Annotated in this window: 30 protein-coding genes and 1 pseudogene; 13 read left to right on the top strand and 18 right to left on the bottom strand. The window is 64.2% G+C overall.

The features are described from left to right. Positions 1 to 84: 84 nt before the first annotated feature. From NKJ12_RS02460 to NKJ12_RS02440, 5 genes are all read right to left on the bottom strand, one after another. On the bottom strand, positions 85 to 1,110 hold the full coding sequence (locus NKJ12_RS02460; RefSeq protein WP_352648486.1) for a glucokinase: 1,026 nt from the start codon (positions 1,108 to 1,110) through the stop codon (positions 85 to 87). A 121-nt stretch (positions 1,111 to 1,231) separates the two neighbouring features. After that, positions 1,232 to 2,317: a penicillin-insensitive murein endopeptidase gene (gene mepA, locus NKJ12_RS02455; RefSeq protein WP_352701142.1), complete on the bottom strand. Its 1,086-nt coding sequence runs from the start codon at positions 2,315 to 2,317 to the stop codon at positions 1,232 to 1,234. A gap of 65 nt (positions 2,318 to 2,382) precedes the next feature. Beyond that, positions 2,383 to 3,291 carry an SDR family oxidoreductase gene (locus NKJ12_RS02450; RefSeq protein ID WP_352701141.1) on the bottom strand — a complete coding sequence of 303 codons (909 nt, stop codon included), beginning with the start codon at positions 3,289 to 3,291 and terminating at the stop codon, positions 2,383 to 2,385. Then, positions 3,288 to 4,448: a tRNA epoxyqueuosine(34) reductase QueG gene (gene queG / locus NKJ12_RS02445; protein WP_352701140.1), complete on the bottom strand. Its 1,161-nt coding sequence runs from the start codon at positions 4,446 to 4,448 to the stop codon at positions 3,288 to 3,290. The genes NKJ12_RS02450 and queG overlap by 4 nt, the downstream gene beginning before the upstream one ends. Beyond that, positions 4,429 to 5,121: a glutathione S-transferase family protein gene (locus NKJ12_RS02440; protein ID WP_254817994.1), complete on the bottom strand. Its 693-nt coding sequence runs from the start codon at positions 5,119 to 5,121 to the stop codon at positions 4,429 to 4,431. Before NKJ12_RS02440 ends, queG begins: the two co-directional genes overlap by 20 nt. A gap of 161 nt (positions 5,122 to 5,282) precedes the next feature. On the opposite strand from NKJ12_RS02440, the gene NKJ12_RS02435 reads away from it, so the two are divergent. Together NKJ12_RS02435 and NKJ12_RS02430 are read left to right on the top strand one after the other, a co-directional pair. Beyond that, a complete protein-coding gene (locus NKJ12_RS02435; protein WP_352689800.1) occupies positions 5,283 to 6,089 on the top strand; it encodes an undecaprenyl-diphosphate phosphatase in 807 nt (268 codons plus the stop codon). A 94-nt stretch (positions 6,090 to 6,183) separates the two neighbouring features. After that, positions 6,184 to 6,789, top strand: coding sequence for an NAD(P)-binding protein (locus tag NKJ12_RS02430; protein ID WP_352701139.1), 606 nt, complete (start codon positions 6,184 to 6,186; stop codon positions 6,787 to 6,789). Between the two features lie 138 nt (positions 6,790 to 6,927). On the opposite strand, the gene NKJ12_RS02425 is transcribed toward NKJ12_RS02430, so the two are convergent. The 4 genes from NKJ12_RS02425 to rsmI form a co-directional block, all read right to left on the bottom strand. Then, positions 6,928 to 7,164, bottom strand: coding sequence for a metallothionein (locus NKJ12_RS02425; protein ID WP_254817997.1), 237 nt, complete (start codon positions 7,162 to 7,164; stop codon positions 6,928 to 6,930). 83 nt (positions 7,165 to 7,247) lie between these two features. Further along, a complete protein-coding gene (locus NKJ12_RS02420) occupies positions 7,248 to 8,219 on the bottom strand; it encodes a complex I NDUFA9 subunit family protein (RefSeq protein ID WP_352509713.1) in 972 nt (323 codons plus the stop codon). Between the two features lie 192 nt (positions 8,220 to 8,411). Beyond that, positions 8,412 to 8,789 carry a YraN family protein gene (locus tag NKJ12_RS02415; protein WP_352509712.1) on the bottom strand — a complete coding sequence of 126 codons (378 nt, stop codon included), beginning with the start codon at positions 8,787 to 8,789 and terminating at the stop codon, positions 8,412 to 8,414. Beyond that, on the bottom strand, positions 8,782 to 9,708 hold the full coding sequence (gene rsmI / locus NKJ12_RS02410) for a 16S rRNA (cytidine(1402)-2'-O)-methyltransferase (RefSeq protein WP_352701138.1): 927 nt from the start codon (positions 9,706 to 9,708) through the stop codon (positions 8,782 to 8,784). Before rsmI ends, NKJ12_RS02415 begins: the two co-directional genes overlap by 8 nt. A 176-nt stretch (positions 9,709 to 9,884) precedes the next feature. Between rsmI and NKJ12_RS02405 the strand changes: the two genes are divergently transcribed. Further along, positions 9,885 to 10,070: a hypothetical protein gene (locus NKJ12_RS02405; RefSeq protein WP_352509495.1), complete on the top strand. Its 186-nt coding sequence runs from the start codon at positions 9,885 to 9,887 to the stop codon at positions 10,068 to 10,070. 7 nt (positions 10,071 to 10,077) lie between these two features. Further along, complete coding sequence (locus NKJ12_RS02400) at positions 10,078 to 10,263, top strand: hypothetical protein (RefSeq protein ID WP_023678976.1); 186 nt, start codon at positions 10,078 to 10,080, stop codon at positions 10,261 to 10,263. A gap of 70 nt (positions 10,264 to 10,333) precedes the next feature. On the opposite strand, the gene NKJ12_RS02395 is transcribed toward NKJ12_RS02400, so the two are convergent. Genes NKJ12_RS02395 through rph form a run of 5 tightly spaced genes read right to left on the bottom strand, consistent with a single transcriptional unit; the run spans position 10,334 to position 13,658 of the window. Further along, positions 10,334 to 10,657: a low molecular weight protein tyrosine phosphatase family protein gene (locus NKJ12_RS02395; RefSeq protein ID WP_023678977.1), complete on the bottom strand. Its 324-nt coding sequence runs from the start codon at positions 10,655 to 10,657 to the stop codon at positions 10,334 to 10,336. 4 nt (positions 10,658 to 10,661) lie between these two features. Continuing rightward, positions 10,662 to 11,825: a radical SAM family heme chaperone HemW gene (hemW, locus tag NKJ12_RS02390; RefSeq protein WP_352509494.1), complete on the bottom strand. Its 1,164-nt coding sequence runs from the start codon at positions 11,823 to 11,825 to the stop codon at positions 10,662 to 10,664. Then, positions 11,822 to 12,469: an RdgB/HAM1 family non-canonical purine NTP pyrophosphatase gene (gene rdgB, locus NKJ12_RS02385; protein ID WP_352509499.1), complete on the bottom strand. Its 648-nt coding sequence runs from the start codon at positions 12,467 to 12,469 to the stop codon at positions 11,822 to 11,824. Before rdgB ends, hemW begins: the two co-directional genes overlap by 4 nt. A 29-nt stretch (positions 12,470 to 12,498) precedes the next feature. After that, the gene (locus NKJ12_RS02380; RefSeq protein ID WP_254818002.1) at positions 12,499 to 12,909 is read right to left on the bottom strand and encodes a VOC family protein; all 411 of its coding nucleotides are present in this window, start codon (positions 12,907 to 12,909) and stop codon (positions 12,499 to 12,501) included. Positions 12,910 to 12,941: 32 nt separating this feature from the next. Further along, positions 12,942 to 13,658: a ribonuclease PH gene (gene rph, locus NKJ12_RS02375; RefSeq protein ID WP_352491199.1), complete on the bottom strand. Its 717-nt coding sequence runs from the start codon at positions 13,656 to 13,658 to the stop codon at positions 12,942 to 12,944. 145 nt (positions 13,659 to 13,803) lie between these two features. Between rph and hrcA the strand changes: the two genes are divergently transcribed. The 6 genes and pseudogenes from hrcA (at position 13,804) to NKJ12_RS02345 (ending at position 19,233) form a co-directional block, all read left to right on the top strand. Further along, the gene (gene hrcA / locus NKJ12_RS02370) at positions 13,804 to 14,916 is read left to right on the top strand and encodes a heat-inducible transcriptional repressor HrcA (RefSeq protein ID WP_352648474.1); all 1,113 of its coding nucleotides are present in this window, start codon (positions 13,804 to 13,806) and stop codon (positions 14,914 to 14,916) included. Positions 14,917 to 14,949: 33 nt separating this feature from the next. Continuing rightward, positions 14,950 to 15,147, top strand: coding sequence for a hypothetical protein (locus tag NKJ12_RS02365; protein ID WP_352648472.1), 198 nt, complete (start codon positions 14,950 to 14,952; stop codon positions 15,145 to 15,147). 100 nt (positions 15,148 to 15,247) lie between these two features. Then, entirely contained in the window at positions 15,248 to 16,603 is a 1,356-nt protein-coding gene (locus NKJ12_RS02360) for a PQQ-dependent sugar dehydrogenase (RefSeq protein WP_352689796.1), read from the top strand. Between the two features lie 87 nt (positions 16,604 to 16,690). Further along, positions 16,691 to 17,308 (top strand): LysE family translocator, encoded by a 618-nt coding sequence (locus NKJ12_RS02355; RefSeq protein ID WP_352689795.1) that lies wholly within the window; start codon positions 16,691 to 16,693, stop codon positions 17,306 to 17,308. Between the two features lie 153 nt (positions 17,309 to 17,461). Continuing rightward, positions 17,462 to 18,442 (top strand): cysteine synthase A, encoded by a 981-nt coding sequence (cysK, locus tag NKJ12_RS02350; RefSeq protein ID WP_352689794.1) that lies wholly within the window; start codon positions 17,462 to 17,464, stop codon positions 18,440 to 18,442. A gap of 168 nt (positions 18,443 to 18,610) precedes the next feature. After that, positions 18,611 to 19,233 (top strand): annotated as a pseudogene (locus NKJ12_RS02345) (glutathione S-transferase family protein). A 15-nt stretch (positions 19,234 to 19,248) separates the two neighbouring features. Here the strand turns inward: NKJ12_RS02345 and NKJ12_RS02340 are convergent. Together NKJ12_RS02340 and NKJ12_RS02335 are read right to left on the bottom strand one after the other, a co-directional pair. After that, positions 19,249 to 20,505 (bottom strand): RNA polymerase sigma factor, encoded by a 1,257-nt coding sequence (locus tag NKJ12_RS02340; protein WP_352689792.1) that lies wholly within the window; start codon positions 20,503 to 20,505, stop codon positions 19,249 to 19,251. A gap of 7 nt (positions 20,506 to 20,512) precedes the next feature. Next, the gene (locus tag NKJ12_RS02335) at positions 20,513 to 20,881 is read right to left on the bottom strand and encodes a YciI family protein (protein ID WP_352689791.1); all 369 of its coding nucleotides are present in this window, start codon (positions 20,879 to 20,881) and stop codon (positions 20,513 to 20,515) included. A gap of 237 nt (positions 20,882 to 21,118) precedes the next feature. On the opposite strand from NKJ12_RS02335, the gene NKJ12_RS02330 reads away from it, so the two are divergent. The 3 genes from NKJ12_RS02330 (at position 21,119) to NKJ12_RS02320 (ending at position 24,618) form a co-directional block, all read left to right on the top strand. Continuing rightward, positions 21,119 to 22,078, top strand: a complete 960-nt coding sequence (locus NKJ12_RS02330; protein ID WP_254818012.1) for a TAXI family TRAP transporter solute-binding subunit — start codon at positions 21,119 to 21,121, stop codon at positions 22,076 to 22,078. A 63-nt stretch (positions 22,079 to 22,141) separates the two neighbouring features. After that, positions 22,142 to 24,238, top strand: coding sequence for a TRAP transporter permease (locus NKJ12_RS02325; RefSeq protein ID WP_352701137.1), 2,097 nt, complete (start codon positions 22,142 to 22,144; stop codon positions 24,236 to 24,238). Then, positions 24,235 to 24,618 carry a DUF1850 domain-containing protein gene (locus NKJ12_RS02320; protein ID WP_352476825.1) on the top strand — a complete coding sequence of 128 codons (384 nt, stop codon included), beginning with the start codon at positions 24,235 to 24,237 and terminating at the stop codon, positions 24,616 to 24,618. Before NKJ12_RS02325 ends, NKJ12_RS02320 begins: the two co-directional genes overlap by 4 nt. On the opposite strand, the gene NKJ12_RS02315 is transcribed toward NKJ12_RS02320, so the two are convergent. Continuing rightward, positions 24,507 to 25,820, bottom strand: a complete 1,314-nt coding sequence (locus NKJ12_RS02315; RefSeq protein ID WP_352701135.1) for a saccharopine dehydrogenase family protein — start codon at positions 25,818 to 25,820, stop codon at positions 24,507 to 24,509. The two genes, NKJ12_RS02320 and NKJ12_RS02315, sit on opposite strands and share 112 nt — an antisense overlap. Beyond that, on the bottom strand, positions 25,796 to 26,251 hold the full coding sequence (locus NKJ12_RS02310) for a saccharopine dehydrogenase NADP-binding domain-containing protein (RefSeq protein ID WP_352701134.1): 456 nt from the start codon (positions 26,249 to 26,251) through the stop codon (positions 25,796 to 25,798). Before NKJ12_RS02310 ends, NKJ12_RS02315 begins: the two co-directional genes overlap by 25 nt. Positions 26,252 to 26,291: the final 40 nt, after the last annotated feature.

Raw genomic sequence — 26,291 nt, 5'->3', positions numbered from 1 at the left:
TGCAATTCGGCAACCTCTTAACGCCCCAATGGCGGCTTGCCTATGGCCGGGGACGGCGAAACTTCGTCGCGCGCGGCTTGTGTCCTAAACCCGCCAGCGTCGCCCCGCCGTCTGCACGCCGAACAGCGACGGATTTCTGGCATAGGCGGCCAGCCCTAAAAGCGCTGCCAGCGGATGGGTGATGACGTAGACCGGCATGCTGCGCATCAGGGCGCTGTGCGGCGCCTTGTCCTCGAAGGCAGCGCGGAAACTGCCGGTCCGAAGCGCCGGCAGGATTTTTTGCGCGATGCCGCCGGTGAGGAAAACACCCCCGCGGCTCATGAACACCAGAGCGAGGTCGCCGGCGGTGCGCCCCAGGCAGGTGACGAAGATCGACAGCGCCTCTTCGGCCACGGGATCGTTCCTTGCCAGCGCCGCGGCGGTGATCTCGGCAGGCGTGGTGAAGGGCGACGGCTTGCCGTCCGCTTTGGCCACCGCCCGGTAGGCGTTTACCAGGCCGCGTCCTGAGAGGATCTGTTCGCCGGAGATGCGACCCTCGAGCTTCTCGATATGCGGAAACACCTCGAAATCACGCGACGAGCGCGGCCCGATATCCATATGGCCACCCTCGCCGGGCACCGGTATCCAGTGATGCAGCGCATAAACCAGCCCGGCGACGCCGAGCCCGGTTCCCGGGCCGAGCACCACCCGCCCGGAATTCGGTTCCGGCTCGTCGCCGCCGATCTTTTCCATGTGCTCTTCGCCGAGCGCGACGACAGCCAGCGCCTGCGCCTCGAAGTCGTTGAGCACCACGACGTCGCCGAGACCGAGACTGGCGAACATCTGTCTCGGCTTGACGATCCATGGGCAATTGGTGAGGGGGATCTCGTCACTCTCGACAGGGCCGGCCACCGCCAGCACAGCTGAATTCGGCCGGACCGACGAACGGTCGAGCACGGCCGACTGGATCGCCTCGTCGATCGTATTGAAGTTGGCGGTTTGAACGATGGTCGGCTCGCCGGCCTCGGAATTCGCGTCAAGTACGATCGAGAAGCGCGCATTGGTGCCGCCTATGTCGCCGATCAGGATCGGAAATCGCAACAGAGTGTCGTCGTCGCTTACGCCTGGCATGCTCTCGTCCGTTCCCGACGCGTATCGCCGTTCTCTCGTTGACTAGCGCATGACCGCAAAAAGGGAAATCGGTTTTCGAAGTGGAGATGCACGGATGCAGACAGCGAACACGCTGCCCGCATCAGTGCCCCGGTCGTGGCCGCGGCAGCGGAATGCCGAACTCGGGCGTCGCCATAAAGGCGTTCGCCGAGGCCGGAAGCGCTGCCGCGCCGGCTGCGAGCGTCGGCGGCGGCGAAGGCTCTGCCGCGGGAGCGGGTGCGGCCGCAACCGGCACGCCGTCGCCATAGTAGGTGACTGCTTCCGCCGAGGGCGGAGCCGGCGCGTCGAGCACGAACTGGCATTGCCTGGGCAGGTTCGCCATCGTCATCACGTCGCGTGCCTTCGGCTTGGCCGGGTTCTTGTTGGGACGCCACGGCTCCTCGGTGAACCACCAGGCCAGCGCCTGGTCGCAGCCATCGCCCGGCGCCGTCGCTTCCTGCGCCTTGCAGTCGGGTGACCCAGGCTGGCAGCCGATGCGAATGTGGAAGTGGTAGTCGTGGCCCCAGAACGGCCTGACCTTGCGCAACCAGCTACGGTCGCCTTTGACCGTGTCGCAGAGCTTCTTCTTGATCCCGGGATTGACCAGGATGCGCTCGACTTCGGGATAGCTCGCGGCGCGCCTCAACAGCCGCGTATGCATCGGCGTCCACAGCCCGTCCTTCACCAGATGGGTCTTTTCGTCGACCATCAAGGTAGCGCTGATGTTTTCGCGCTCTTCGGCCGAGAGCTTGCGGTCGGGCATCGGCGTCAGCCAGATGTCGGCGTCGAGGCCGATCTGGTGCGAGGCATGGCCGGTCAGCATCGGACCGCCGCGCGGTTGCGAGATGTCGCCGATCAACAGGCCCGGCCAGCCATCGGCGGCGGCATCGCGCGACAGCTTCTCGATCAGCGCGATCATTGCCGGATGGCCCCAGCGGCGATTGCGCGACGGTCGCATCACCTCCCAGTGCCGGCCGTCCAGGGGCAGGGCGACGCCGCCGGAAAAACAGCCTTTGGAATAGAAGCCGATCGATTGCGCTGCTGCGAGTGCCGGCAGCTTTTTGGCGCCGAACAGGTCCTTTGCCCGTTGCTCGGCACTCCCTGGCTGCGTTGCAAGCGCCGCCAAGCTGGCGACGGCCAGTGCTGCCGTCAGCGGCAGCGTTTTGCCGGGCAAGGCTCGCTTCAACATTTTCCCCAAGCTGGACCCCTCCGCGATTTGAACCGCATCATACCATAGCCCGCGCAACGTATCGATCAGGACCGTTTCATCGGGCTGCGCGCCTCGCCGTCGCGCCAGTCGCCGCTCGCCCACATGGCATCGAGCGCCGAGCGATAGTCGGGAAAGCGAAAGCCATAACCGGCCGCCTTGATTGCCGCGTTGGCGACACGCTTGTTCTCGCCATAGAAAGACCGCGCCATGGGCGAAAGCTGGGCGGTCTCGAACGGAATTTCGGGCGGCGGCTCGATGCCCATCAATTGGGCGGCATAGGCGACGACGTCCTGCGGCGGCGCCGGCAGGTCGTCGGTGATGTTGAAGATGCCGCCGCGATTGCCTTCGGCCAGATGCCAGAGCGCGCCGGCAATGTCGTCGCAATGGATGCGGTTGAACACCTGGCCCGGCTTGACCAACCGCCGGGCGGTGCCGTTTTCCAGATTGACCATTGCGTTACGTCCTGGCCCATAAATGCCGGAAAGTCGCAGGATCGCCACCGGTCGGCCGACGTCGTGGCCCAGTTTCAGCCAATCCTGCTCGGCGGCAACCCTCATCGCTGATCGTTTCGATACTGGCCGGCATTCGGCGGCCTCGTCCACCCAATTGCCGCCATGGTCGCCATAGACGCCGACGGTGGAGAGATAGGCGATCCATCCGAGCTCCGGCATGTTGGCCGCGATCTCCTCGCGGGCCGCGCCCAGCACCGGGTCGCCGGCCCTGTCCGGCGCGACCGAGACGACGAGATGGGTTGTCTTCCCAAGGGCATCGCCGATTTCGGAGGTCAGCGTGCCATCGAAACGCAGCGGCACGATACCGGCTTGCCGCAGCGCCGGGAATTTTTCCAGCGACCGTGTTGTACCGAAGATCGTTGTGTCGGCATCCCTGTTGGCGCGGGCGAAGGCCTTGCCCGAATAACCGGCGCCGAAGACGAAAATCTGCTTTTTTGTCATGTATGCGCCTCGATCGGCTTTGGCAGGGCCAGAAGCCATTCGCCTCTCACCGCCTCGTCATCTTCTGCCTGCAAAGCGGCTGCGGCACGTTCGGCAAACTCCCGACCCGGCACCAGCCGCGACAGCGCCCATACTGCGGCTCCGCGAACCAGGGGCGAGGCGTCGTCGAGCAGCGCGCGAACGGCGCCGGCCAGCGACAAGTCCTGGGAATTGCCGGCCGCTATCAGCACGTTGCGGATAAAACGGTCGCGGCCGATGCGCTTGATCGGCGAGCCCGAAAAAAGCGTTCGGAAGACAGTGTCGTCGAGACGCAGCAGCTCGGCGATCGGCGGTTCGCGCAAGTCCGGGCGGGCGGCAAGCCTTGCCTCCGAAGCGGCTTGGGCGAACTTGTTCCACGGGCAGGCGGCCAGGCAGTCGTCGCAGCCATAGATGCGATTGCCGATCTTTTCCCGAAACTCATGCGGGATCGGTCCTTTGTTCTCGATGGTGAGGTATGAAATGCAGCGCCGCGCATCGAGCCGGTAAGGCGCCGGAAAGGCGTCGGTCGGGCAGGCGTCGAGGCAGGCCCGGCAGGAGCCGCAATGATCGTTCTCAGGCGCGTCCGGCACCAGCTCGGCCGTCGTGAAGATGGTGCCGAGGAACAGCCAGGAGCCATGCGCGCGGCTAACCAGGTTGGTGTGCTTGCCTTGCCAGCCGAGGCCGGCCGCCTCGGCCAGCGGCTTTTCCATCACCGGTGCGGTGTCGACAAACACTTTCACGTCACCACCGGCGCGCGCCACGATCTTGCCGGCGATCTCCTTCAGCCGGCCTTTCATCACGTCATGATAGTCGCGGTTCTGCGCATAGGCCGAGATCGCGCCGCGGTCGCGCTTCGCCAGCACCTCGCGCGGATCGTGGTCGGGGCCGTAATTCATCGCCAGCACGACGATCGAGCGGACCTCTGGCCAAAGCGTCCTCGGTTTGCCTCGCCGCTCGAGCGTTTCGGCAATCCAGCCCATCGAGCCGTGAAAGCCGTCAATAACGAATTCGGCCAGCCGCTCCGGCGCCTGCGGGATCGCATCGGGCGTGGTGACGGCAACGGCGTCGAAGCCGGCGTTCCGCGCCTCGCGGTCGATGAGCGCGCGCAGCTTTGCCGTATCAGAAATCGAGATCCGCATAATGTGACACCGGCGACAGGCCGCGCACCCGGTCGGACAGAAGCGGCCGGAACGAAGGCCGTGATTTCACCCTTGTATACCATTCGCGCGCGGCGCTGTGTTCGCGCCAGTCGATCTCGCCGAGATAGTCGAGCACCGACAGTGCCGCCGCCGCCGCGAGATCGGCATAGGTGACCTTGTTGCCGGCCAGCCAATGACGGGTGCCGGCCAGCCAGTTGGTGTATTTCATATGCTGGCGAATATTGGCGCGGGCGGCGCGGATCGCCGCCGAATCGGGCGACCCGCCGCCTGCCGTTTCTGGCATGACCGGCTTCAGGACGCGCTCGCGCACCAGATGCCGGGTAACCTCGCTTTCCGCCTTGTTGAGGTACCAGTCGGTCAGCCGGCGGATTTCGGCGCGCTCCATCGGATCCTCGGCGAACAGCCGCTTGTCGCGCTTGAGTACGCCGCGCGTCTCGTCGAGATATTCGGCGATGACCATCGCGCCGACGATCGGCACGTCGCCCTCGGCAAGCAGGATCGGCAGCGTGCCGGCCGGGTTCAGTGCCAGGAACTCCTTGCGCCGCGTCCACGGCTTTTCTTCGATCAGCGCCAGTTCCTCGGCATACTCGCCAAAGGCGAGGCGGACGAAGCGGCAGCTGGCGAACATCGGATGGTGGAAAAGCGTCAGCATGGTCCCGCGATAATAGAGCGCACTGGCAAATCGCCGGCTGCGCCGGTAAGTCTTGGCCGCCCGATTCAGGGGCTGTCAGGGTGCTGCGACCTATAGGGGGAGTTCCGCGCCGTGACAAGCAAACCGTTTTCTCAAGCCCGCCCTCCAACGCCGAGGTTGCCATGGAAAGCCAAACCGTAGTCGAAGCGCTGCTGCTCGGCATGCTCGAGGGCCTGACCGAGTTTATTCCGGTGTCTTCGACCGGTCATATCCTGCTCGCCGGCCATTTCCTCGGCTTTCATTCGACCGGCAAGGCCTTCGAGATCCTGATCCAGCTCGGCGCCATATTGGCGATCCTCAGCGTCTATTTCCGCCGTCTCTGGAAGATGCTGCTCGAGCTGCCCTACGATCGGCTGACGCGGCATTTCGTCCTTGGCATTCTCATCGCATTCCTGCCGGCGGCCATTATCGGCGCACTGGCGCATGACTTCATCAAGACGGTGCTGTTCGAATCGCCGCGGCTGATCTGCATCATGCTGATCATCGGCGGTGTCATCCTACTGCTGGTCGATCGCATGACGCCGAAGCCGTATTACCACGATGTCGAGCGGTTTCCGACCAGGCTTTATCTGCAGATCGGGCTGTTCCAGTGCTTGTCGCTAATCCCCGGCACGTCGCGTTCGGGCTCGACCATCGTCGGCGCGCTGCTGCTCGGCGTCGACAAGCGGGCGGCGGCGGAATTCTCTTTCTTCCTTGCCATCCCGACGATGGTCGGCGCCTTCGCCTTCGACCTGTTCAAGAACCGCAATGTGCTAAGCAGCGCCGACTTGCCCATCATCACGGTCGGCTTCGTTGCCGCCTTCGTCACCGCGCTAATCGTCGTGCGCTTCCTGCTCGACTACGTCTCGCGCCATGGCTACGCGCTGTTCGGCTGGTGGCGGCTGGTCGTCGGCATCGTCGGGCTGACGGGGCTGGCAATCTGGGGGTGAGCCGGCGCGGATAGCGCAATCCCAGCCGGAACTCTATTCTTGCCCGAAGCCGAGCCATACGATCTTGTGGACGTATGGTTGGCAGGGGGAATGCGTGAGCGAAGTTCTTGACGCCCTCGTTATTGGCGCCGGTCCGGCGGGTCTCGGCGTCAGCTACTTCTTGAAACGGCAGGGCCGCAACCACCGTGTACTCGATCGAGGCCGGATTGGCGAAACGTGGCGAACGCAGCGATGGAACTCGTTTCGACTGAACTCGCCGACCGTCCGCTCCATCTTACCCGGTGATTCCTACGACGGCCCCGAGCCCTGGGGCGCGAAGCGCCTGGTTGACGAGTACATCGAGCGCGCCGGCCTCGATGCGCCACTGGCCGAGGACGATCCGGCCGAGACGATTGAACCGCGCTTGCCCGATCCTCCGATCCGCTCCCTCGACTGGACGGCGAGCGGCATCAGATCCGTGATCTGGTGCACGGGCTTCACCGGCGATTTCTCGTGGGTTCGGCTTCCCGGCGCGCTCGATGCAGCCGGCCAGCCCGTCCACGAGGATGGCGTCGGCGCTGTTCCAGGTCTCTTTTTCGCCGGCCTCGATTTCGGATCGACGCGGAAGTCGGGCACCATACCGGCCATTCCAGAGGAGACGGCGGCCGTCGTGGAGCGACTTGTCCAAGCGCGAGCCGACTTGCCACGGAACGGCGTCTAAACCAGCCGTCGAACGCGGGTTCTTGAACTGCAAGAACATGACAGCTCTGGCGCGATCAAGACGACGTACGCTGCCTAGCGGACCGAGCCGGCACAGCCGTTCGGAATGGTCGACCTGGAGACGCCAAAAGGAGGTGCGTCAAGGCGCACGATCGGTCAGCGCGCTCGCGCCTTCTTCCGCGGCGCAATGTGCGCAGCAGTAGATGATGTCATCCTGTTCGACGCCATGTCCGATGATCCGGCATCCGCAATGCGGACACGTCGGAGCAAGTTTCTGGACCGCGCATTCGAAGCTGTCGAATGTGTAGGTCTCGTCGGCCATCGTCACGTTGAAAGCCTTATCGTAGTCATTCCCGCATTGATCGCATCTGGCCATAGTTCTTTTCCTTCTTTCACTGGCTTCAAGCTCGACCAACCTGTCGCGCGGCGATAGGTTCCCGCCAGGATCAGGGGGTCGTCCTAAGGCGGAGACGACCGCGAGCCTGTGCCACGACGCTGTTCGATCGCACGGATCACCTCGTCGATACCCCGCGGCTCGATGTCGAGTTCCTTCAGGCCAGGCACGTCGATTGCTGCCACATTGTCCTGACGCATGAGATCGACCTGGTTGCGCGTTATGGGGGCAGCCGGGAGGAGTTCCGCGACGCCAGCCAAGGCGTTCCATACCGCAAACGGCACCGGCATCAGCTGGACGTGCGTACCGAGCTGTCGGGCGATCTCCCGAAGCAGTTCCTTATAGGTGTAGATGCGCGGGCCACCGAATTCGAATATGGATGAACCCTTGTGGGTTCGCCCGTCGATCAGCCGGCTCACTGCTTCTGCGACGTCTGCCACATGGACCGGCTGAAGCCGTGTGCCTCCATCGCCGAACAGCGGATAGACCGGCAGGAGGCGTATCAGCCTCACAATGGTTGTCAGGAAAGCGTCGTCAGGTCCTGTCATGACGGCGGGACGCACAATGAAAGCGCCGGGAAATGCGCTTTCCACGGCACCTTCTCCGCGCCCACGCGCCCTTATGTAATTCGAATCCGATTGAGGATCGGAGCCGATCCCCGAAATCTGGACGAACTGGTCGATCGCGCGGTCGCGCGACGCGGCAGCGAGATCGACCGCGGCCTTTACATGCACGCGTTCAAAGGTCTGGACGCCCTGCTCGACGTAAAGACTGACGGCATTCACGACCGCCCGCGATCCGGTAATGGCCGACCCGATCGAGGACGCATCCGTTATATCCGCCTCGACTGCTTCGGGCATCCTCGTAATCGAGGAGAAGACCAGGGCCACGCGAGCCGGATGGCGAGATGCGGCGCGCACCGTGAAACCTCTTTCGAGGAGTCGCTTCACGATCCTGCGCCCGAGAAAGCCAGTTCCGCCGAACACGGTGACGATCCGTTCCGGGTTGAGATCGTCGGGATCCATTTGCCTCGCCATCCCTTTGTCCTCGCCTAGCTGTCACGAGGACTGCCCTGGCCGGCATTTGAACCAGCCCGTCGAACATCAGGACGATTGAGGAACAACGCAGGAACGCTTTTGTTCCGGTCAGCGCTGGGCGGATGCTTGACAGATCGGCAAACCATGATCTGAACCGCAGGCGCAGCAAAACGGCCCCACTTCGAGAATGGCCTAGTTTCGCCCGTAAAACACATTCTCGACATGCACCGGCCAACGCCACGGCAGCACCGCCACCATGTCGAAGCGCACCGATAATTTTCCGTAGTCGGATTGGCGCGACAGCCAGAAATCGGCGGCGCCTTCGATGCGGTGCTCCGATTCGCGACCGACGGCTTCCATTGCCTCCATCAGCGTGCGGCGCGCCTTGACCTCGACGATCAGCACCAGATCGCCACGCCGCGCGATCAGGTCGATCTCGCCGAACCTGGTGCGGTGGCGGCGGGCAAGAATTCGGTAGCCTTTCAGCATCAGCGCCGCCGCCGCCAGCCATTCGCCGTGATAGCCGCGCCGGTAGGCCTTTTGCCGGCTGGCGCTTGGCCGTTCAGCCATCGCCGTCTCCGCCGGCCCCGTCTCTTCCAGCATTCTTGAGGTCGAGCAGCCGACGATAGAGCGTCTGCTTCTGGCCACCCGTCATCTTGGCGGCTTCCGCCGCTGCCTTGGAGGCCGGCATTTCGGCGGCGAGCGAAAGCAGCAGCCGGTCGATGTCTTCTGGCTCATCAGCGACCGCATCGGCCGGGCCGACGCAGATGACGATTTCACCCTTGGGCGTATCGGCTCCCGCATAATGGCCGGCGAGCGATTGCAGGGTGCCGGTCCGCATCTCCTCGAAAGTCTTGGTCAGCTCGCGGCCGATCGCCGCCTTGCGGGCACCGCCCAGCACCTCGACCATGGCACTGAGCGTCTCGGCCAGCCGGCGCGGCGATTCGAAGAAGATCAACGTTGCCGGCACCGCCTTCAGCGCTTCCAGCCGCGTCAGCCGCTGCCCGGTCTTCACCGGCAGGAAGCCGGCAAACAGAAACGCGTCCGAGGGCAGGCCGGATGCCGTCAAAGCGGCAAGTGCTGCTGACGGGCCGGGGATCGGCACGACACGAATGCCGCGTTCCAGCGCCTCACCGACCAGCCGGTAGCCGGGGTCGGAGATGAGCGGCGTGCCGGCATCCGAGATCAGCGCTACGCTTTGGCCGGCCAGCAGCGCCGCGATCAGCTTCGGTCCGGCCTCGCCGGCATTGTGCTCGTGGTAGGCGGTGGTGCGGCGGCGGATGCCGTAGCGGTCGAGCAGCACGCGGCTGACACGTGTGTCCTCGCAAGCGACGATATCGGCGGCGGCGAGCGTTTCCAGCGCGCGCAGCGTGATGTCGGCGAGATTGCCGATAGGCGTCGCCACCAGGTAGAGCGCCGGCTCGAGCGGCCGGGCGGCGATTTCGGTCTGCCCGACCACATAACTGCGTTTGGCCGATTCGCCGGTCACCTGCACAACTCCGTTCGACCCTGTTTGGCACGGCTCACGCTTGGTTGCAAAAGCCTGGGTTGCAAAGGCCCGGGTTCCAAAAGGGATGCCGACGTGAACCAGCCGCCATGCCTTCGCCATAGTAGGGAACGAAACCGTTGCCGGCGAATTTTACACCTGATCTCGGGAGGAGCAGGATGAACAGCCTGACCATACAGGACGTTTTCGAACCCTACTATGCCGGCCGCAAACGCTTCGCCGCGCCATGCGACAAGAGCCTGCCTGCCGAAGCCGCAGATGGCAGAGCCAAGAAGCCGCTTGCGCGTCAGAGATCGGCAGAGAGCAAGCCCGCAACCGAAACCGACAGCACGACGGAGCACTGACCGGACGATGCCCAATCGCTTCGACATTTTCATCACCCGCCTCGAAACAAAAAGCGCCCGCGATGGCGCAGCGTCACATTCCACAGACGACCAGCACCATGCCTCACGCGACAAAAGCGAGATCAAGCCGGCCCGTTCCGGAGAGACCAGCGAAAAAGATCGCGCCAAACACCGCCACAAGCACGAGGCTTGACCCCGCAAACCTTAGCGATCGGTCGAGACAGTTCTCGAAGCGCGGTTGCGAATGCTCCGCGATCTATCATTCAACCCAGATACTTCGAGACACGCGCCTCCAGCAGGCCCACCAGAGCCGGGTCCATGAATGCATAGTCGTCGGGAATATCGAGGCAGATTACTCGAGCCTTTTTCAGGCTTGTCTTGAATTTCTGCTGCAGTTTGGCGCGGTGCGTTTTTTCCATCACGAAGATGATGTCGGCCCAGGCGACGAGTTCATGCGTCAACGGAATGTCGGCATCGTGATTAGTGCCGGCCGAAGCGACCTCGATGTCCCGCCGCTTGGAAAACACCTGCTCCGCCGTCGGGCTGCGCAAGCGATTCTGGCTGCAGATGAAGAGAACGTTCTTCAACGTGCTATCTGGCCAAATCCGCCACGACCGCATCGAGCACGATCATGCCGGCCGGCGTGGCGCGCAGGCGGGCATTGCCGATCGGTGCCACCAGGCCTTCGTCCTGCAGCACCGACAGCCGTGCCGTCGACAGGCCGCGCCCTGAAAATGCCTCGTAGCGGGAAAGGTCGATGCCTTCCGCCAGCCTCAGCCCCATCAGCAGGAACTCGTCGGCCTCTTCCGAGCGCGTCAGGATTTCGCCGCCGGTAACGCCATGGCCCTTGGCCTCGACCAGATTGGCCCAGGTCTCCGGCATTTTCTCGGCGATCGTCACCACGCGGCGGCCATTTTCGACGAACCGGCCATGCGCGCCGGGACCGACGCCGACATATTCGCCATAACGCCAGTAGGTGAGATTGTGCCGGCTTTCGGCGCCGGGCCTGGCGTGGTTGGAAATCTCGTAGGCCGGCAGTCCGTGCGCGGCGGTGATCTCCTGTGTCAACGCGTAGAGATCGGCGGCAAGCTCATTGTCTGGAATGATGAATTTCCTTGCCGCATGCAGTGCATGGAACGGCGTGCCTTCCTCGATGGTCAGCTGATAGAGCGACAGATGGTCTGCGGCGTGGCCGATCGCCTGCTCGAGCTCCGCCTGCCACGCTTCCGGCGTCTGACCAGGTCGCGCGTAGATCAGGTCGAACGACAGCCGTGGGAATATCTCGCGCGCCAGGCTGATCGCATGCAGAGCCTCATCGACATTGTGCAAACGGCCGAGGAAGCGCAGATCCTTGTCGTTCAGCGCCTGCACGCCAAGCGACACCCGGTTGACGCCGGCCGCGCGATAGCCGCGAAAGCGCTCGGCCTCGACCGAGGAGGGATTGGCCTCCAGCGTCACCTCGATGCCACCGGGCACCGTCCAGTTCTTCGCCACTGCATCCAGCACCGCCGCCACGGTCTGCGGCTTCATCAGCGATGGCGTGCCGCCGCCAAGAAAGATACTGGTCACCTCGCGCGGCCCGGTGCGGCCGCGCATCGTCGCCAGCTCGGTCTCGAAGGCGCGGGCAAAACGCTCCTGGTCGACCGGCTGGTGGCGGACATGGCTGTTGAAGTCGCAATAGGGGCATTTGGCCGCGCAGAATGGCCAGTGGACGTAGACGCCGAAACCGGGGCTGCGGTCGAGCAGCATGGTCATGCGCCGGCCAATCGGGCTTGGGCGAATTTCTGGAAGGCACGGGCACGGTGCGACAATGCGGTTGGCTGGCCGGGCTTCCAGCCATGCTTTTCCTCCGCGCTCATCTCGCCGAAGGTCTTTTCGAACCCATCGGGCAAGAACACCGGATCGTAGCCGAAGCCGAGCTCGCCGCGCGGCGGCCATACCAGCGTGCCCTCGACCTCACCGCGAAAATATTCCGCCTGGCCATCAGGGAAGGCAAGGCAGATGACCGCGACAAAGCGGCCCTTGCGCTGGGCAGGCGTGATCGCGCCAACTTCTTGCAAGGCCACTTCCGTGCGCTGCATGGCCATGCCGAAGTCGCGGGAGCCGTCCGGCGTCTCGGCCCAGTTGGCGGTGTAGACGCCGGGTGCGCCGTCGAGCGCATCGACACACAGGCCGGAATCGTCCGACAGCGCCGGCAATCCAGTTGCCTTGGCGGCGGCCAAGGCCTTTATGAAGGCGTTCTGCTCGAAAGTGGTGCCAGTCTCGTCCGGCTCCGGCAAGCCGTATTCCTTTGCGGACTTCGCTTCTATGCCGAATGGCGCCATCAGATCGGTGAATTCGCGCAATTTGCCGGCATTGTGGCTTGCGACGACGATCTTATGCCCATCAAGCGAATGAATAGTTGGTGAATGAACAGGCGGCGAATGCATCAGATGCCCCAAATTCTTGGCTCGGCGAATTCGATCGAATTGCCCGAGGGGTCGCGAATATAGATCGAGCGACCGCCCTGAGGCCATTCGAACTCACTTTCGATGGCGATTTTCTTCGCCTCAAGATGCGCTTTCCAGCGTGGGATTTCATCCGCGCTTGCGGCGAAGCAAAGATGGCCCTCGCCGACCGTGCCATGCGGCGGCACGGGCAGCTTGGCGTCGGCCCGCGGCGGCACTTTGGTCGCCTCGGCATTGAAGATAAGCAGCACGCCGTCGCCGCAGCGGAAGAAGAGATGCCTGCCATCGACCTTACCGAGCAGATCGAGCCCGAGGACGCCCGAATAGAACCGTTCCGCGGCAGCAAGGTCCGTCACGTAGAGTGCTGATTCCAGGATTGCGGAAGGAGTCACAGGATCGCCAATCTCTCCAATATTGACCGCAGCTAAGCCACCGCCATCTGCTGCAAGCTGACCAGGCGCTGAATGCCTTTCTTGGCGAGCTCCATCAGCGCCGCGAACTGCTCTTCCGAGAACGGCTCGCCCTCGGCTGTGCCCTGGATCTCGACGATGCCGCCCTTGCCGGTCATGACGAAATTGGCGTCGGTGCCGGCCGAGGAATCCTCGATATAGTCGAGATCGATGACCGGCTGGCCATCATGGATGCCGCAGGAGATCGCCGCGACGTGATCCTTAAGCACCTTGCCCAGGCTCGCCATCTGGCGGGCTTCCATCCAGCGCAGGCAGTCGTAGAGCGCCACCCAGCCGCCGGTGATCGAAGCGGTGCGCGTGCCGCCGTCGGCCTGGATCACGTCGCAGTCGACGGTGATCTGCTGCTCACCGAGCGCCTGCAGATCGACCACGGCGCGCAGGGAGCGGCCGATCAGCCGCTGGATCTCCAGCGTGCGGCCGCCTTGTTTGCCGGCCGAAGCCTCGCGGCGCATGCGCTCGCCGGTCGAACGCGGCAGCATGCCGTATTCCGCCGTCACCCAGCCCTTGCCGGAGTTGCGCATCCAGCCCGGCACCTTTTCCTCCAGGCTGGCCGTACACAGCACATGCGTGTCGCCGAACTTCACCAGGCACGAGCCTTCCGCATGCTTGGAGACGCCGCGCTCGAAGGAGATGGGGCGCATTTCGTCGAATTGGCGTTTGGAAGGGCGCATTCAGGCTTCTTTCTTTCTTCGGAATCTTGGCCGGGGAATCTTGGCCGGCTTGTAGCCGCACGGGGCGTGAGGCGCAAAGGAAAATGGACCGGTTGCGCCGACGCCGCGGAAGTCTATATCTTCGGACCGGAGGTTTCTGGCTCGAATGACCAAGGTAGTCGATCCCGGTTCGCAGTCGCCATTGCTCTCGTCGCCGGCACTTCAACCGCCCGCGCTTCAATCGCTCGATATGCGTTCGCGCGACATCTTCCGGCGCATCGTCGATTCCTATTTGAAGGATGGCGAGCCGGTCGGTTCGCGCAGCCTGTCGCGCATCCTGCCGTCATCGCTGTCGCCGGCCACCATCCGCAACGTGATGAGCGACCTCGAGCATCTCGGCCTGATCTACGCGCCGCACATCTCGGCTGGCCGGCTGCCGACCCAGGCCGGCTTGCGCTTCTTCGTCGATGCATTCATGGAACTCGGCGACCTCTCCGACGAGGAGCGCCGCACCATCGAGGCGCAGGTGCGCGCCTCCGGCTCGGGCGCGACGCTGGAGCATATGCTGACCGAGGCCAGCCAGATGCTGTCCGGCATGTCGCGCGGCGCCGGCCTCGTGCTCGCCGCCAAAAATGAGGCGGCGCTGAAGCACATCGAATTCATCCAGCTCGAGCCGACCAAGGCGCTGGCCGTGCTGGTCTCGCAGAACGGCGACGTCGAAAATCGCGTCATCGATCTGCCCGCCGGCATCACCGTCTCGCAATTGCACGAAGCCTCCAACTTCCTCAACGCCCATATCCGCGGCCGCACCCTGGCCGAGGCCCGGGTCGAGATCGCCCGCATCAAGGAAGAGACCAGGGCAGCCCTCGACACGCTGTCGCAGGATCTGGTCGAGAAGGGCCTGGCGGTCTGGGCAGGCGCCGAAAGCGGGGTGCCTGGGCGGCTTATCGTGCGCGGCCGCGCCAATCTCCTGGAAAACGTCACCGCCCAGGCCGACATAGAATTGCTGCGGCATCTGTTCGAGGATCTGGAGACGCAGGATGGACTGATCCAGCTCCTCGACCTCGCCGAGGAAGGCCCGGGGGTGCGCATATTCATCGGTTCGGAAAACAAGCTGTTTTCGCTGTCGGGCTCCTCGCTGGTGGTGGCACCCTATCGCGACAAGGACGCGCGCGTCGTCGGTGCGCTCGGCGTCATCGGGCCGACGCGGCTGAATTATGCGCGCATAGTACCGATGGTCGACTATACCGCGCAGCTGATTTCGCGCATGCTGCGCTAGGAGCCGCCGCGGCCTGCCGCAAGGAGAAAAAGAATGGCGCTGGAATCGTTCAAGGCCCAGATCAGCCTGCTGCTCGAGGAAATGGTCAATCAGCCTGAGGATCACCACGAGGTGCAAGAGCAGTTGCGTGAGAAGCTGCAAGAGATGCGGGCCATGGGCCTGCCGCTGCCGGCCGATCTGGTCGCGCTGGAAAAGCGACTCGACGACGACTTCTACGCCTCTGGCAACTGAACGGGGTTCGGCTTCAAATCCTCGTGTGCTGGACCACCGCTTGGAACGACCAATGCCTGATCCCGTTTGCCCTCTTCGAGGCAAACCTCGGAGGACGTTAATGATCCGATCTGGCGGCTTTGCGGCCGTTGCCGCTGCCCTCCTTGTCGCGACACCGGCAGCCGCCCAGCAGGCGGATCAAAAGGTGCTCAAAGGCGAAGCCGCTTTTGGCGATTGGCACGCCGACAGGCCTGGCGTCCGCCGCCTGATCGGGCCGCAAGACATGCCGGCAGCCGACCCCGCTCAATCCGCTTCGAACGGCGGCGGCGTGGCGGAACGGCCCGAAAGCGCCGAGCCAGAATTGCCGCCGGGCTTTTCGGCCGAAATGATCGCCTCCGGACTCTATAATCCGCGCGTCGTTCGCATCGCTCCGAACGGCGACCTGTTCATCGCAAACGGCCATGCCGACCAAATACGCGTCTACCGTCTGGCCGAGGGCCGCGCCAAACCCATCGAGAAAGCGATTTTCGCCCAAGGCCTCAACTATCCATACGGCATCGCCTTCTATCCGCCAGGCGGCAAGCCGCAATGGGTCTATGTCGCAAACAGCGACAGCATCGTCCGCTTCCCCTATCGCGACGGTGACCTGAAGGCGTCCGGTAAACCAGAAACCATTGTCGCCAAAATCCCGTCGGGCGGTCACTCGACCCGCGACATCGCCTTCTCGCTTGACGGCAAGACGCTTTTTTTATCGGTTGGCTCGGACTCGAATGTCGCCGAGGACATGGACAAGCAGCCGGATGGCGGCCTCGACGCCTGGGCGAAATCAAAGCCGCTCGGGGCGGCCTGGGGCCCCGAGGACGGCCGTGCCGATGTGCTCGCCTTTGACCCGGACGGGAAAAATCCCCGAACTGTCGCCACCGGCCTGCGCAACTGTACGGGCATGACGGTGCAGCCCGCCAGCGGCGCGTTGTGGTGCGTCGTCAACGAGCGCGACGAGCTCGGCGACAATGTGCCGTTCGAGTTTGCAACTGAAGTCAAGGACGGTGCGTTCTATGGTTGGCCTTGGTACTACATCGGCAACCACGAGGATCCGCGCCATCAGGGCGAGCGGCCAGACCTCGCCGGCAAGGCCACTGTCCCCGATGTATTGATGCAGGCGCATTCGGCGCCGATGAACATAGCCTTCTACGACGGCAAGAACTTTCCGGCGGATTACCGGGGGGATGCTTTCGTCACCATGCATGGTTCGTGGAACCGTGGCGCCAGGACCGGCTACAAGGTGGTGAGGCTCAAATTCAGGGATGGCAAGCCGACCGGCGAGTATGAGGACTTCATGACCGGCTTCGTCATCTCGAACGACGCCGTCTGGGGCCGCCCGGTCGGTGTCGCCATGGCCAAGGACGGTTCCCTGATCGTCACCGAGGACGGTAACGGCACCATCTGGCGCGTTACCTACGAAGACGGCCGCTCCTGAACGGCGGCGTCGCCTGCTGCGCTGGCGCAATCGAATTCGGCCCGAGGGAATTCACCCAACTTCAACATTGTGCGACAAGCGCGAACCATGACGCTCACCGGGTTCCTCGCCTATAGCGCCGCCCTCGGCATCGCCGCAGCCATCCCCGGCCCAGGCGTCACCGCGCTTGTTGCGCGTGCGCTGGGTTCCGGCTTCCGCTCGTCGCTGGCCATGTCGTTCGGGCTGATGCTCGGCGACCTGACCTATTTGACTGCCGTGGTGCTCGGCCTGGCTTTCGTCGCACAGACGTTCGGCATGGTCTTCCTGGCCATCAAATGGCTGGGCGTCGCCTACCTCGCTTTTCTTGGCTGGCGTTTCTGGACGAGCGGCATCACGCCCGAAACGGTAGAGGCGAAGAAAGGCAAAGGCGGCTTGGCATCCAGCTTTGTAGCCGGTCTCGCCGTCACACTCGGCAATCCGAAGACGATGATCTTCTATCTCGCCATCACCCCGACCATCGTCGATCTGAAGACGATCACACTGGCCGATTACGGCATCCTGGTCGCGCTCACTATCATCGTTCTGCTCGTGGTGCTGGTGCCCTATCTGGCGCTGGCGGCCAAGGCGCGCTGGTTCCTGAAGTCGCCGCGGGCGCTGAGGGCACTCAACCGCACCGCCGCCGGCTTCATGGTCGGTGCGGCGGCGGCAATTGCCGCCCGCCAGTAGATCTCTTCGCCAATCCGCCCAACGCCCTGCAAGGCGCCGGTATTCAGCACGACCGTCACCCGGATATTTTTCGAACGTGCCTATCTTGCGCGGTGGATGGCTCTATCCTATGCCCGCCCGGCTCTTGCCGCTTGACCTCTGGGAGGAAAACCAATGAACAAGCCCGCCACCCACACACACGTGCCCGGCCGCGGCCGCATCTACAATTCGATCACCGAGACGATCGGCGACACGCCGCTGGTGCGACTGGATAAATTCGCCAGGGAGAAGGGTGTCGTCGCCAATCTGCTGGCCAAGCTCGAATTCTTCAACCCGATCGCCTCCGTCAAGGACCGCATCGGCGTGTCGATGATCGAGGCATTGGAGGCTTCGGGCAGGATTACGCCCGGCAAGACCACGCTGATCGAGCCGACCTCGGGCAATACCGGCATCGCGCTCGCCTTTGCCGCCGCCGCCAAGGGCTATAAGCTGATTCTGACCATGCCGGAAACCATGTCCGTCGAACGCCGCAAGATGCTGGCGCTGCTCGGTGCCGAGCTGGTGCTGACCGAAGGGCCGAAAGGCATGAAGGGGGCCATCGCCAAGGCCGACGAGCTGGCGGCAACACTGCCCGACGCCGTCATTCCGCAGCAATTCGAAAACCCCGCCAATCCGGAAATCCATCGCCGCACCACGGCCGAGGAAATCTGGAACGACACCCATGGCGAAGTCGATATCTTCGTTGCCGGCATCGGGACCGGCGGCACCATCACCGGCGTCGGCCAGGTGCTGAAGAAGCGCAAGCCCTCGGTGCATGTCGTCGCCGTCGAACCGGAAGCCTCGCCGGTGCTGTCGGGCGGCCAGCCAGGCCCGCACAAGATCCAGGGCATTGGCGCCGGCTTCGCGCCAAAAATCCTCGACACGACGATCTACGACGAGATCGTCAAGGTCTCGAACGAGGATTCGGTTGCCAATGCACGGCTCGTCGCTCGGCTCGAAGGTGTGCCGGTCGGCATTTCGTCGGGTGCCGCCCTGCAAGCGGCGATCGTCGTCGGCTCGCGGCCGGAGAACAAGGGCAAGAACCTGGTGGTCGTCATTCCATCCTTCGCCGAACGCTATCTGTCGACGATCCTGTTCGAAGGGCTGGGTGCGTAAGTCCTCGACACTTCATCTCGCGACAGGTTCCAATAACAACGCCCAGGGTCTAGATCGCAGCTCGCTGGACCGCTGAAAAAACACCTGTGGCGGCCGTCGCTCGCTTGAGCAGGGTGGTGCTTCCGGTTCAAATCGCCACCGGCCCTATGCCGGCTGGCGGAGGATTTCATGTACAAGCTCTATACGCGTGCCAATACCGGCGGCTTTGTTGTCGAGGCGGCGCTCGCTTTGGCAGGCGTGCCTTTCCACCAGATCGACGTTCCGAAGGGCCGCCTCGATCAGGCCTTTCTTGATATCAGCCCCTTGAACCAGGTGCCGGTCCTGATCTTGCCGGACGGACGCTCGATGACCGAATCCGCGGCGATCTGCATCCTGCTGGCCGAGCGCCACCCGGAAGCAGGACTGGCGCCCGCGGCAAGTTCGCCTGACCGTGCGGATTTCCTGCGCTGGATGTTTTTCATGTCCTCCGTCATCTATCCAGCCAACCTGCGGTTCTTCTACGCGCATCGCTACACGGCCGACGCCGGTGGCGTGGACGCCCTCAAACAGGCGGCGGTCTCGGAAATGGATCGCAGCTTCGCCATTCTCGATGCCGCCCTCGACGGCCGCGACTGGCTGGCCGGCGACCAACTCTCGCTGGCCGACATCTACTCGTCATGTTGGTGGCCTGGCATCCGGAGGTCGCGAAGGTTCCAACCGCTTGGCCGAACATCGAACGCCTGTGGGCCAATTTGCGGGAACATCGGGTGATGAAGAGGCTGAATGCTTCCCACGACATGTGGCCGGCCTGAGCACTCCGCCTTGTCTCAGTCTTTTTCCGCGCGGCCGAGCTCTGCCCGTCGTTCCTGCAGGAACCGGCGCACGGCTGGATCGCGTTCGAGGCCGATGGCCCGGTCATAGGCCTCGCTCGCCTGCGGAACTTTGCCGAGCCTGGCCAGCAGGCCCGCGCGGGCGGCCCAGTAAGGTTGATAGTCATACAGCCGCTTATCGCCGCTGAGTTGATCAAGGGCGCCCAATCCTGCCGAAGCACCTTCGGCCTCGGCAATGGCCACCGCACGGTTGATCGAAACCACCGGCGAGCCGGCAATCACTGACAGCGCGTCATAGAGCTCCTTGATCGCGACCCAGTCGGTGCCGCCGGTCAGCCGTCTTGTCGCATGGGCGGACTGCACGGCGGCCTCAAGCTGGTAGCGGCCGACAACGCCCTTGGCCGCGGCGCGCCCGAGCAGCGTCTCTGCTTCATCGATCAGTGTATCGTCCCACAGTGCAAGATCCTGCTCGGCCAGCGGCACATAATCGCCCGCCGCATTGCGCCGCGCCGCGCGCCGCGCTTCGGCGAACAGCATCAGCGCCAAAAGGCCGAGCGCCTCCGGCTCGTCCGGCATCAGCGTGGCCATCAGACGGCCGAGCCAGATGGCTTCTGTCGCGAGATTGCGGCGCCGCGTTTCGGTGCCGGCCGGGTCGGACCAGCCTTCGGCAAACGCCGCGTAGATTGCTTCCAGAACGGTGCCCAGCCGCTCGCCGAGTTCGGCCCGCTCCGGCACGCGGAACGGAATGCCTGTCTCGCGAATTCGCGTCTTGGCGCGCACCAGGCGCTGGCTCATCGTGGCTGGCGAGACAAGGAAAGCCGAGGCGATCGTCGCTGCGTCGAAGCCCAGGACCGTCTGCAGGATCAGCGGCGCGCGGACGCCGGCCTCGATCGCCGGATGGGCGCAGGCGAACATCAGCCGGAGCCGCTCGTCCGGCAGGTCTTCGTCGACCATGCGTGCCTCCATCTCCTCGGCGATCAGCCTAAGGTGGTCGCGGGCCGCCTCGCTTGTCAGTCGTCGTCTGACCGCGTCGACGCGGCGCTTGCGTGCCACCGCCAGCAGCCAGGCTTCCGGCTTGTCGGGCACGCCCGCCTGTGGCCAACGCTCGAGCGCCGCTGCAAAGGCATCTGCCAAGGCGTCCTCGGCAGCGGCCACGTCGCGTGTGCGCGCGGCGAGATACGCGACCAGCTTGCCGTAGCTTTGCCGGGCGGCCGCTTCCGCCGCCGCCCGCGCGATCTCCGGACGACTGTTCATCACACGGTCACTTCTGGGATGGGTACTCGGTCATTTCCCAGATCGGCCGCACCTCGATCGTGCCGGTGCTGGCACCGGGGCAGCGAGCCGCCCAGGCAATTGCTGCGTCGGCGTCCTCAGCCTCGATCATGTAGAAGCCGGCGAGCTGCTCCTTGGTGTCGGCATAGGGACCGTCGAGCACATTGGTCTTGCCGTTGGCCATCCGCACCGTGGTGGCGGTCTGGGTCGGCTTCAACCGGTCGCCGGCCAGCCACGCTCCGGATTTCTTCAACGCCTCGGTATAGGCTCCATAGGCTGCGCTGATTTCGTAGGTCTTCTCCGTCGGCGCGACCGCCATCGCGGCTTCGTTCGCATAGATCAAAAGCATGTATCGCATGGTCTTCTCCCGTTTTTCTCGAAGGCCGCTCCGTTGCGGGCCGAACGTATGTCGCGTGGCCTCGCCCGATTTCGACACGCGCTGCAAAAATCTTTCGGCTCCCATGGCATTTCACGCAAGCTCAACCGTTCGTCTAACGGCGACAATTGCGGGTTGGCATTTCCCGTCCGCTCTCTAAACTCGTCCCGGATCGCGCTGACGAGGAGAGTGCGGCAGATACTTCAGGGAGGAAACCGAATGCTCAATTTCAGGACGAAGTTCGTTGCCGCCGGCGCGATAGCGCTGTCGCTTGGCCTTGGCGCGGTATCGGTCAAGGCACAGGAATTCATCAACGTGCTGACCGGCGGCACGTCGGGTGTCTACTATCCGCTCGGCGTGGCGCTGTCGGAAATCTACGGCAAGGGCATCGAAGGCGCGCGCACCCAGGTGCAGGCGACGAAAGCGTCGGTCGAAAACCTCAACTTGCTGCAGCAGGGCAAGGGCGAGATCGCCTTTGCACTCGGCGATTCCGTCAAGCTGGCCGCCGAAGGCAATACCGAAGCAGGCTTCCCAGGCAAGCTCGACAAGCTGCGCGGCATTGCGGCCATCTATCCCAATTATATCCAGATCGTCGCCAGCAAGGAATCCGGCATCAAGACGCTCGCCGATCTCAAGGGCAAGAGCCTTTCGGTCGGCGCGCCGGCCTCAGGCACCGAGCTCAACGCCCGCACCATTTTCGCCGCTGCCGGGCTGAAATACGAAGACCTCGGGCGGATCGAATATCTGCCCTTTGCCGAATCCGTAGAGTTGATCAAGAACCGCCAGCTCGACGCCACGCTGCAGTCGGCGGGCCTTGGGGTCGCATCGATCCGTGACCTCGCCACCTCGGTGCCGGTAAACATCGTTGCCGTGCCGGCGGAGGACGTCGCCAAGATCGGCTCGCCCTATCTTTCCGTGGTCATCCCCAAGGGCACCTATGAGGGCCAGACCGAGGATGTCGCGACCGCCGCCGTCGGCAATTTCCTGATCACCAGCGCCGATGTCCCTGACGAGACCGCCTACCAGATGACCAAATTGCTGTTCGAGCATCTCGACCAGCTCACCGCTGCCCACGCCGCCGCCAAGGCGATCGACCCCGCCAAGGCGCTCGACGGCATGCCGGTGCCGCTGCATCCAGGCGCCGAGAGGTATTACAAGGAAAAGGGATTGGTGAAGTAAGGAGCCTCGCCTCGCTCCGCACCCTCCCTCGGGGAGGGGAGCGCCCCGCCAGGAACCCCGCCAATGACCGCAACCCCGACCGTTCTTTCCCCCACAGCGGAAGCTCCTGTCGAAGGATTGCCGCCGGGGTTCGGCGAAGGCATCGCCGGCAAGGCGGCTTTTTTTATCGCCATCGCCTTCTCCATCTTCCAGATCTACATCGCCGCCTATGGCAGCCTGCCGAGCCAGGTCGTACGCGCCATGCATGTCGGCTTCCTGCTGCTGCTCGGCTTTGCCCTAATCGCCAATCTGCGCGCCAAAAGCGTCCCGGCGAAAGCAGTGTTCTGGACGCTCGGCGTGCTCGGCTTCGCCATCGGTCTGTACAATTGGGTGTTCTATGCCGACCTCATCCGCCGCTCCGGCTTTCTCACCACGCCTGACCTGATCGTCGGCGCGGTGCTGGTCGTGCTGGTCTTCGAGGCGGCGCGGCGATTGATGGGGCTGCCGCTCGCCGTCATTGCCTTCATCTTTCTCGCCTACGCATTTGCCGGCAATCATCTGCCGCCGCCTTTCATCCATCGCGGCTATGATTTCGCCCAGCTCGTCGACACCTTCGCCTATGGCACCGAAGGCATCTACGGCACGCCGGTCTATGTCTCGGCCGCCTACATCTTCATCTTCGTCGTCTTCGCCGCCTTTCTTGAACGCGCCGGCATGATCGCGCTGTTCAACGATTTTGCGCTTGGCCTGGTCGGCTCATGGCGCGGCGGCCCGGCGCAGGTCTGTGTGCTGTCCTCGGCGCTGATGGGCACCATTTCCGGCTCCGGCGTCGCCAATGTGGTGGCCAGCGGCCAGTTCACCATCCCGCTGATGAAGCGCTTCGGTTTCCGCTCGGCTTTCGCCGGCGCCGTCGAGGCGACCTCGTCGATGGGCGGCCAGATCATGCCGCCGGTGATGGGAGCGGTTGCCTTTATCATGGCCGAGACCCTGAACATCCCCTATGCCGCGGTGGTCAAGGCGGCGATCATTCCGGCGCTGCTCTATTTCGGCGCCTGTTTCTGGCAGGTACACCTGGAGGCAGGCAAGGCCGGACTGCACGGCATGGCCAGGACCGACCTGCCCAATCCGTGGGATGCGGTGAGACAGCACTGGCCGCTGGTACTGCCGCTCGCAGCACTGATCTACCTGCTGTTTGCCGGCTACACACCGGTGTTCGCCGGCACCATGGGCCTGGCGTTGACCATCGTGCTTATTCTCGGCACGCCGCTGGCAGCATCGATCGGGCCGCTCGCCTTCCGCATCGTCTTCTGGCTGGCGCTCGGGCTTGCCGCGGCTTCCTTCATGAAATTCGGCGTCGACATCCTCAGCCTGGTCATCGCCGTGCTGGTCGTCGCCTGCCTCACCTTCAAGGGCGGGCGCGAGACGCTGCGCATATGCATCGATTCCCTTGCGGAGGGAGCAAAGAACGCGCTGCCGGTCGGCATTGCCTGCGCCATCGTCGGCATCGTCATCGGCACGTTGACGCTTACCGGCATCGCCTCGACCTTCATCGGCTGGATCATCTCGATCGGCGAGAACAATCTGTTCCTGTCGCTGCTTTTGACCATGCTGACCTGCCTGGTGCTCGGCATGGGCATACCGACCATTCCCAACTACATCATCACTTCGTCGCTGGCCGGGCCGGCGCTGCTGTCGCTCGGCGTGCCGTTGGTGGTCAGCCATATGTTCGTCTTCTATTTCGGCATCATGGCCGATCTCACCCCGCCTGTGGCGCTGGCCGCCTTCGCCGCCGCACCCATGGCAAAGGAAAGCGGCCTCAAGATCGGCATCCAGGCCACCAAGCTTGCCATTGCCGGCTTCGTTGTGCCGTTCATGGCGGTCTATACCCCGGCGCTGATGCTGCAGGACCCCGGCCCGATCGCCGCCCAGTTCGGCTATCCCGTCGAGGTCGCTTATATCGTCATCAAAGCCTGCATGGGCATCGTCCTGTGGGGCGCCGCTGCCGTCGGATTTCTGGCCCGGCGCATGGCCTGGTGGGAACGCCTCGTCGCCTTCGCCGCCGGCGTGCTGCTGGTTGCGGCGCTGCCGCTTACCGACGAGGCGGGCTGGGCGCTGTCCCTCGCCTGGATCGGCTGGCACTGCTGGCGTGCGCGGCAGGCTTCGCTGGCCAACTCGGCATGAGCCTCTGCATAGCCGCGGCCGGCAAGACGGTGACGCTCGCGGTCGCTGCCTTCACGCTCTCCTGGGTGCATTCGGTGGAGAAGACCCAGTGGCAGGAAGACTGGAAGGTGCTGCCGTCCGGCCTGCAGCTGGTCGAGGCCCGCATCAAGGGATCGGGCGCCGGGATGGAGCCGCCGCAAGGCTCGGTGCTGAGAAACGGCTGGTGGGTCTATGCGCCCAAGGTCGGGCCACAGCGGCGCCTCGTGCTCGCCGCGTCGGGCGCTACGGGTCAGGGTTGGACGCTGTGCACGGCGCAGGACTGCCGCGAACTGGCTAAGCTGGCAGGCGACACGATCTCGCTGGAGCCGTGCGGGCCGGAGGGCTCCAGCCAGCCGCGGTAGCAGGCGATCATGCCGGCAAGTGGATGCGAGATCTCGACGTGGAAGCGGAAGCGGCCATCCTCCACCGTTTCGTAGGAAGTCGAGCGTGGACCGAGCCACATCGGCAGCGGCAGGCCAAAAAAGCTCCAGCGGCGCAAGACCAGCGCCAGCCGGCCGTCCTCGGCAACCAGCGCCATCGCGAAGGTCAGCGGGCCGAAGCGTTCGCACAGCAGGCGCTGCGATCGACCCTGGCCTGCGAACTGTAGGCTCGAAAAACTGTGCTTGCCGAATGTCCGCGTCCAGGTCTCGCCGTCCTTCTCGGTGTCGAAGCGGACATGAACCGGGATGTCCTCGCTTGCCCCGGGGAAGCCGACCATCCGGGCCATTAGCCGGCCAAGAACATTGCGCCCGCGTTCGACGCGCGCGCGGCCTGCCGCCATTGTTGTGCAATCGTGCATGGCGCGGATTTCCCGGGGCAGGCCATGCCAGGCGTCGCCGAGCAAGACGGCATAAAGCGACTTGTCCCTGTCAGCGGGCTCATTCCTGAACCCGGTGTAGATTGTCTTGCCGGCGAACAGCGCTTCATAATCCCGGAGCTCCAAATCGCGCACCGCCGCCCGTGCGCCCGGCGCGGGCTGATGTCCGGCCAGCGCTTTGCGGACCAGCGCTTCGACCGCCATCGACGGGATCAGCGGCCCATCATTGCCCTCGGCCAAGAGATGCCACGAGCGCTTGACGATGGCGCCAGCCCGGTCAGATCCCTCCACCTCGACGAACATGCCGCCGCGATGCTCGCCCCAGCGCAGCCGGTTCGTTGCCTGATGCATCAGCGGCGCCAGCGGCAAAAGCGAACCGATCAATCCGGCGCGCACCAGCCAGGCGAGGCAGATCAGGGCGCGGTGCAGCAACTCGGGTACGGCTCCCATCCAGATGGTCCTCGCCTCCGGCCAAAGCTCGGCCAAGGCGCGCAGGTCGGGAACGTCGACAAGCGAAAACAGCGTGTATCGAAGCGGCAGCCGGCCCGGCGGCGCGATGGTGTAGCGCAGTTGTTCGGTGAACGGACGGCCTTGTTCCGGACGGCCATTGCGAACAAGCCGCACCGGCTGACCAGCATAACCGGCGATAGCGTGAATGACGTTTCCGCCGACACCGGCAAAGGGCGACGGCGCGATGCCGCCGCGAATGCCGTCGACCCGCGTCAGGTCCGACGACAGGCGGCGCACACCGCGGCCGTCAGCACCGGAAAGCTCGAGACGCCGGACAGCACGAAAACCCCTGCATTTCGCGCCGCCTCGTCGAACGCAGAGACGCCGGCGACGAAATCCGAGCCGTCGGCTAGATCGAGATAGTTGATGCGCCGGGCGATGCAGGCCTCGATCAGGCGATAGCGTCCCTCGCCATACGCCTGGAACGGGCCGCTCGCGTCGACTACAATATCAGGCTCAAATGCAGCGAGTTGCGCGGCGAGATCGCCGTCACGGTCGAACAGGGCCGGCTGCAGCCGGGCTGCTGTCGGCGCACGCCTGTTGCAATAAGCGTCAGCTTTGGCAAGCGAGCGCCCGGCGACGAAGAGGATCAGACGCGGTTCGCCCTCCAAAAGCTCGACGGTGCGACCGCCAAAGGTGCCATAGCCGCCGACGACAAGAACCTTCATCCGCAGTTCCCCCAAAATGCCCCGCGCCGCTCCCGGCCAC

Origin of the sequence: Mesorhizobium sp. M0195, from assembly GCF_040322115.1 — a bacterium.
In the GTDB taxonomy this organism is placed as follows: domain Bacteria; phylum Pseudomonadota; class Alphaproteobacteria; order Rhizobiales; family Rhizobiaceae; genus Mesorhizobium.
The sequence above is the reverse complement of the archived record's forward strand: the minus strand, read 5'-3'. Positions and strand labels throughout refer to the sequence as shown.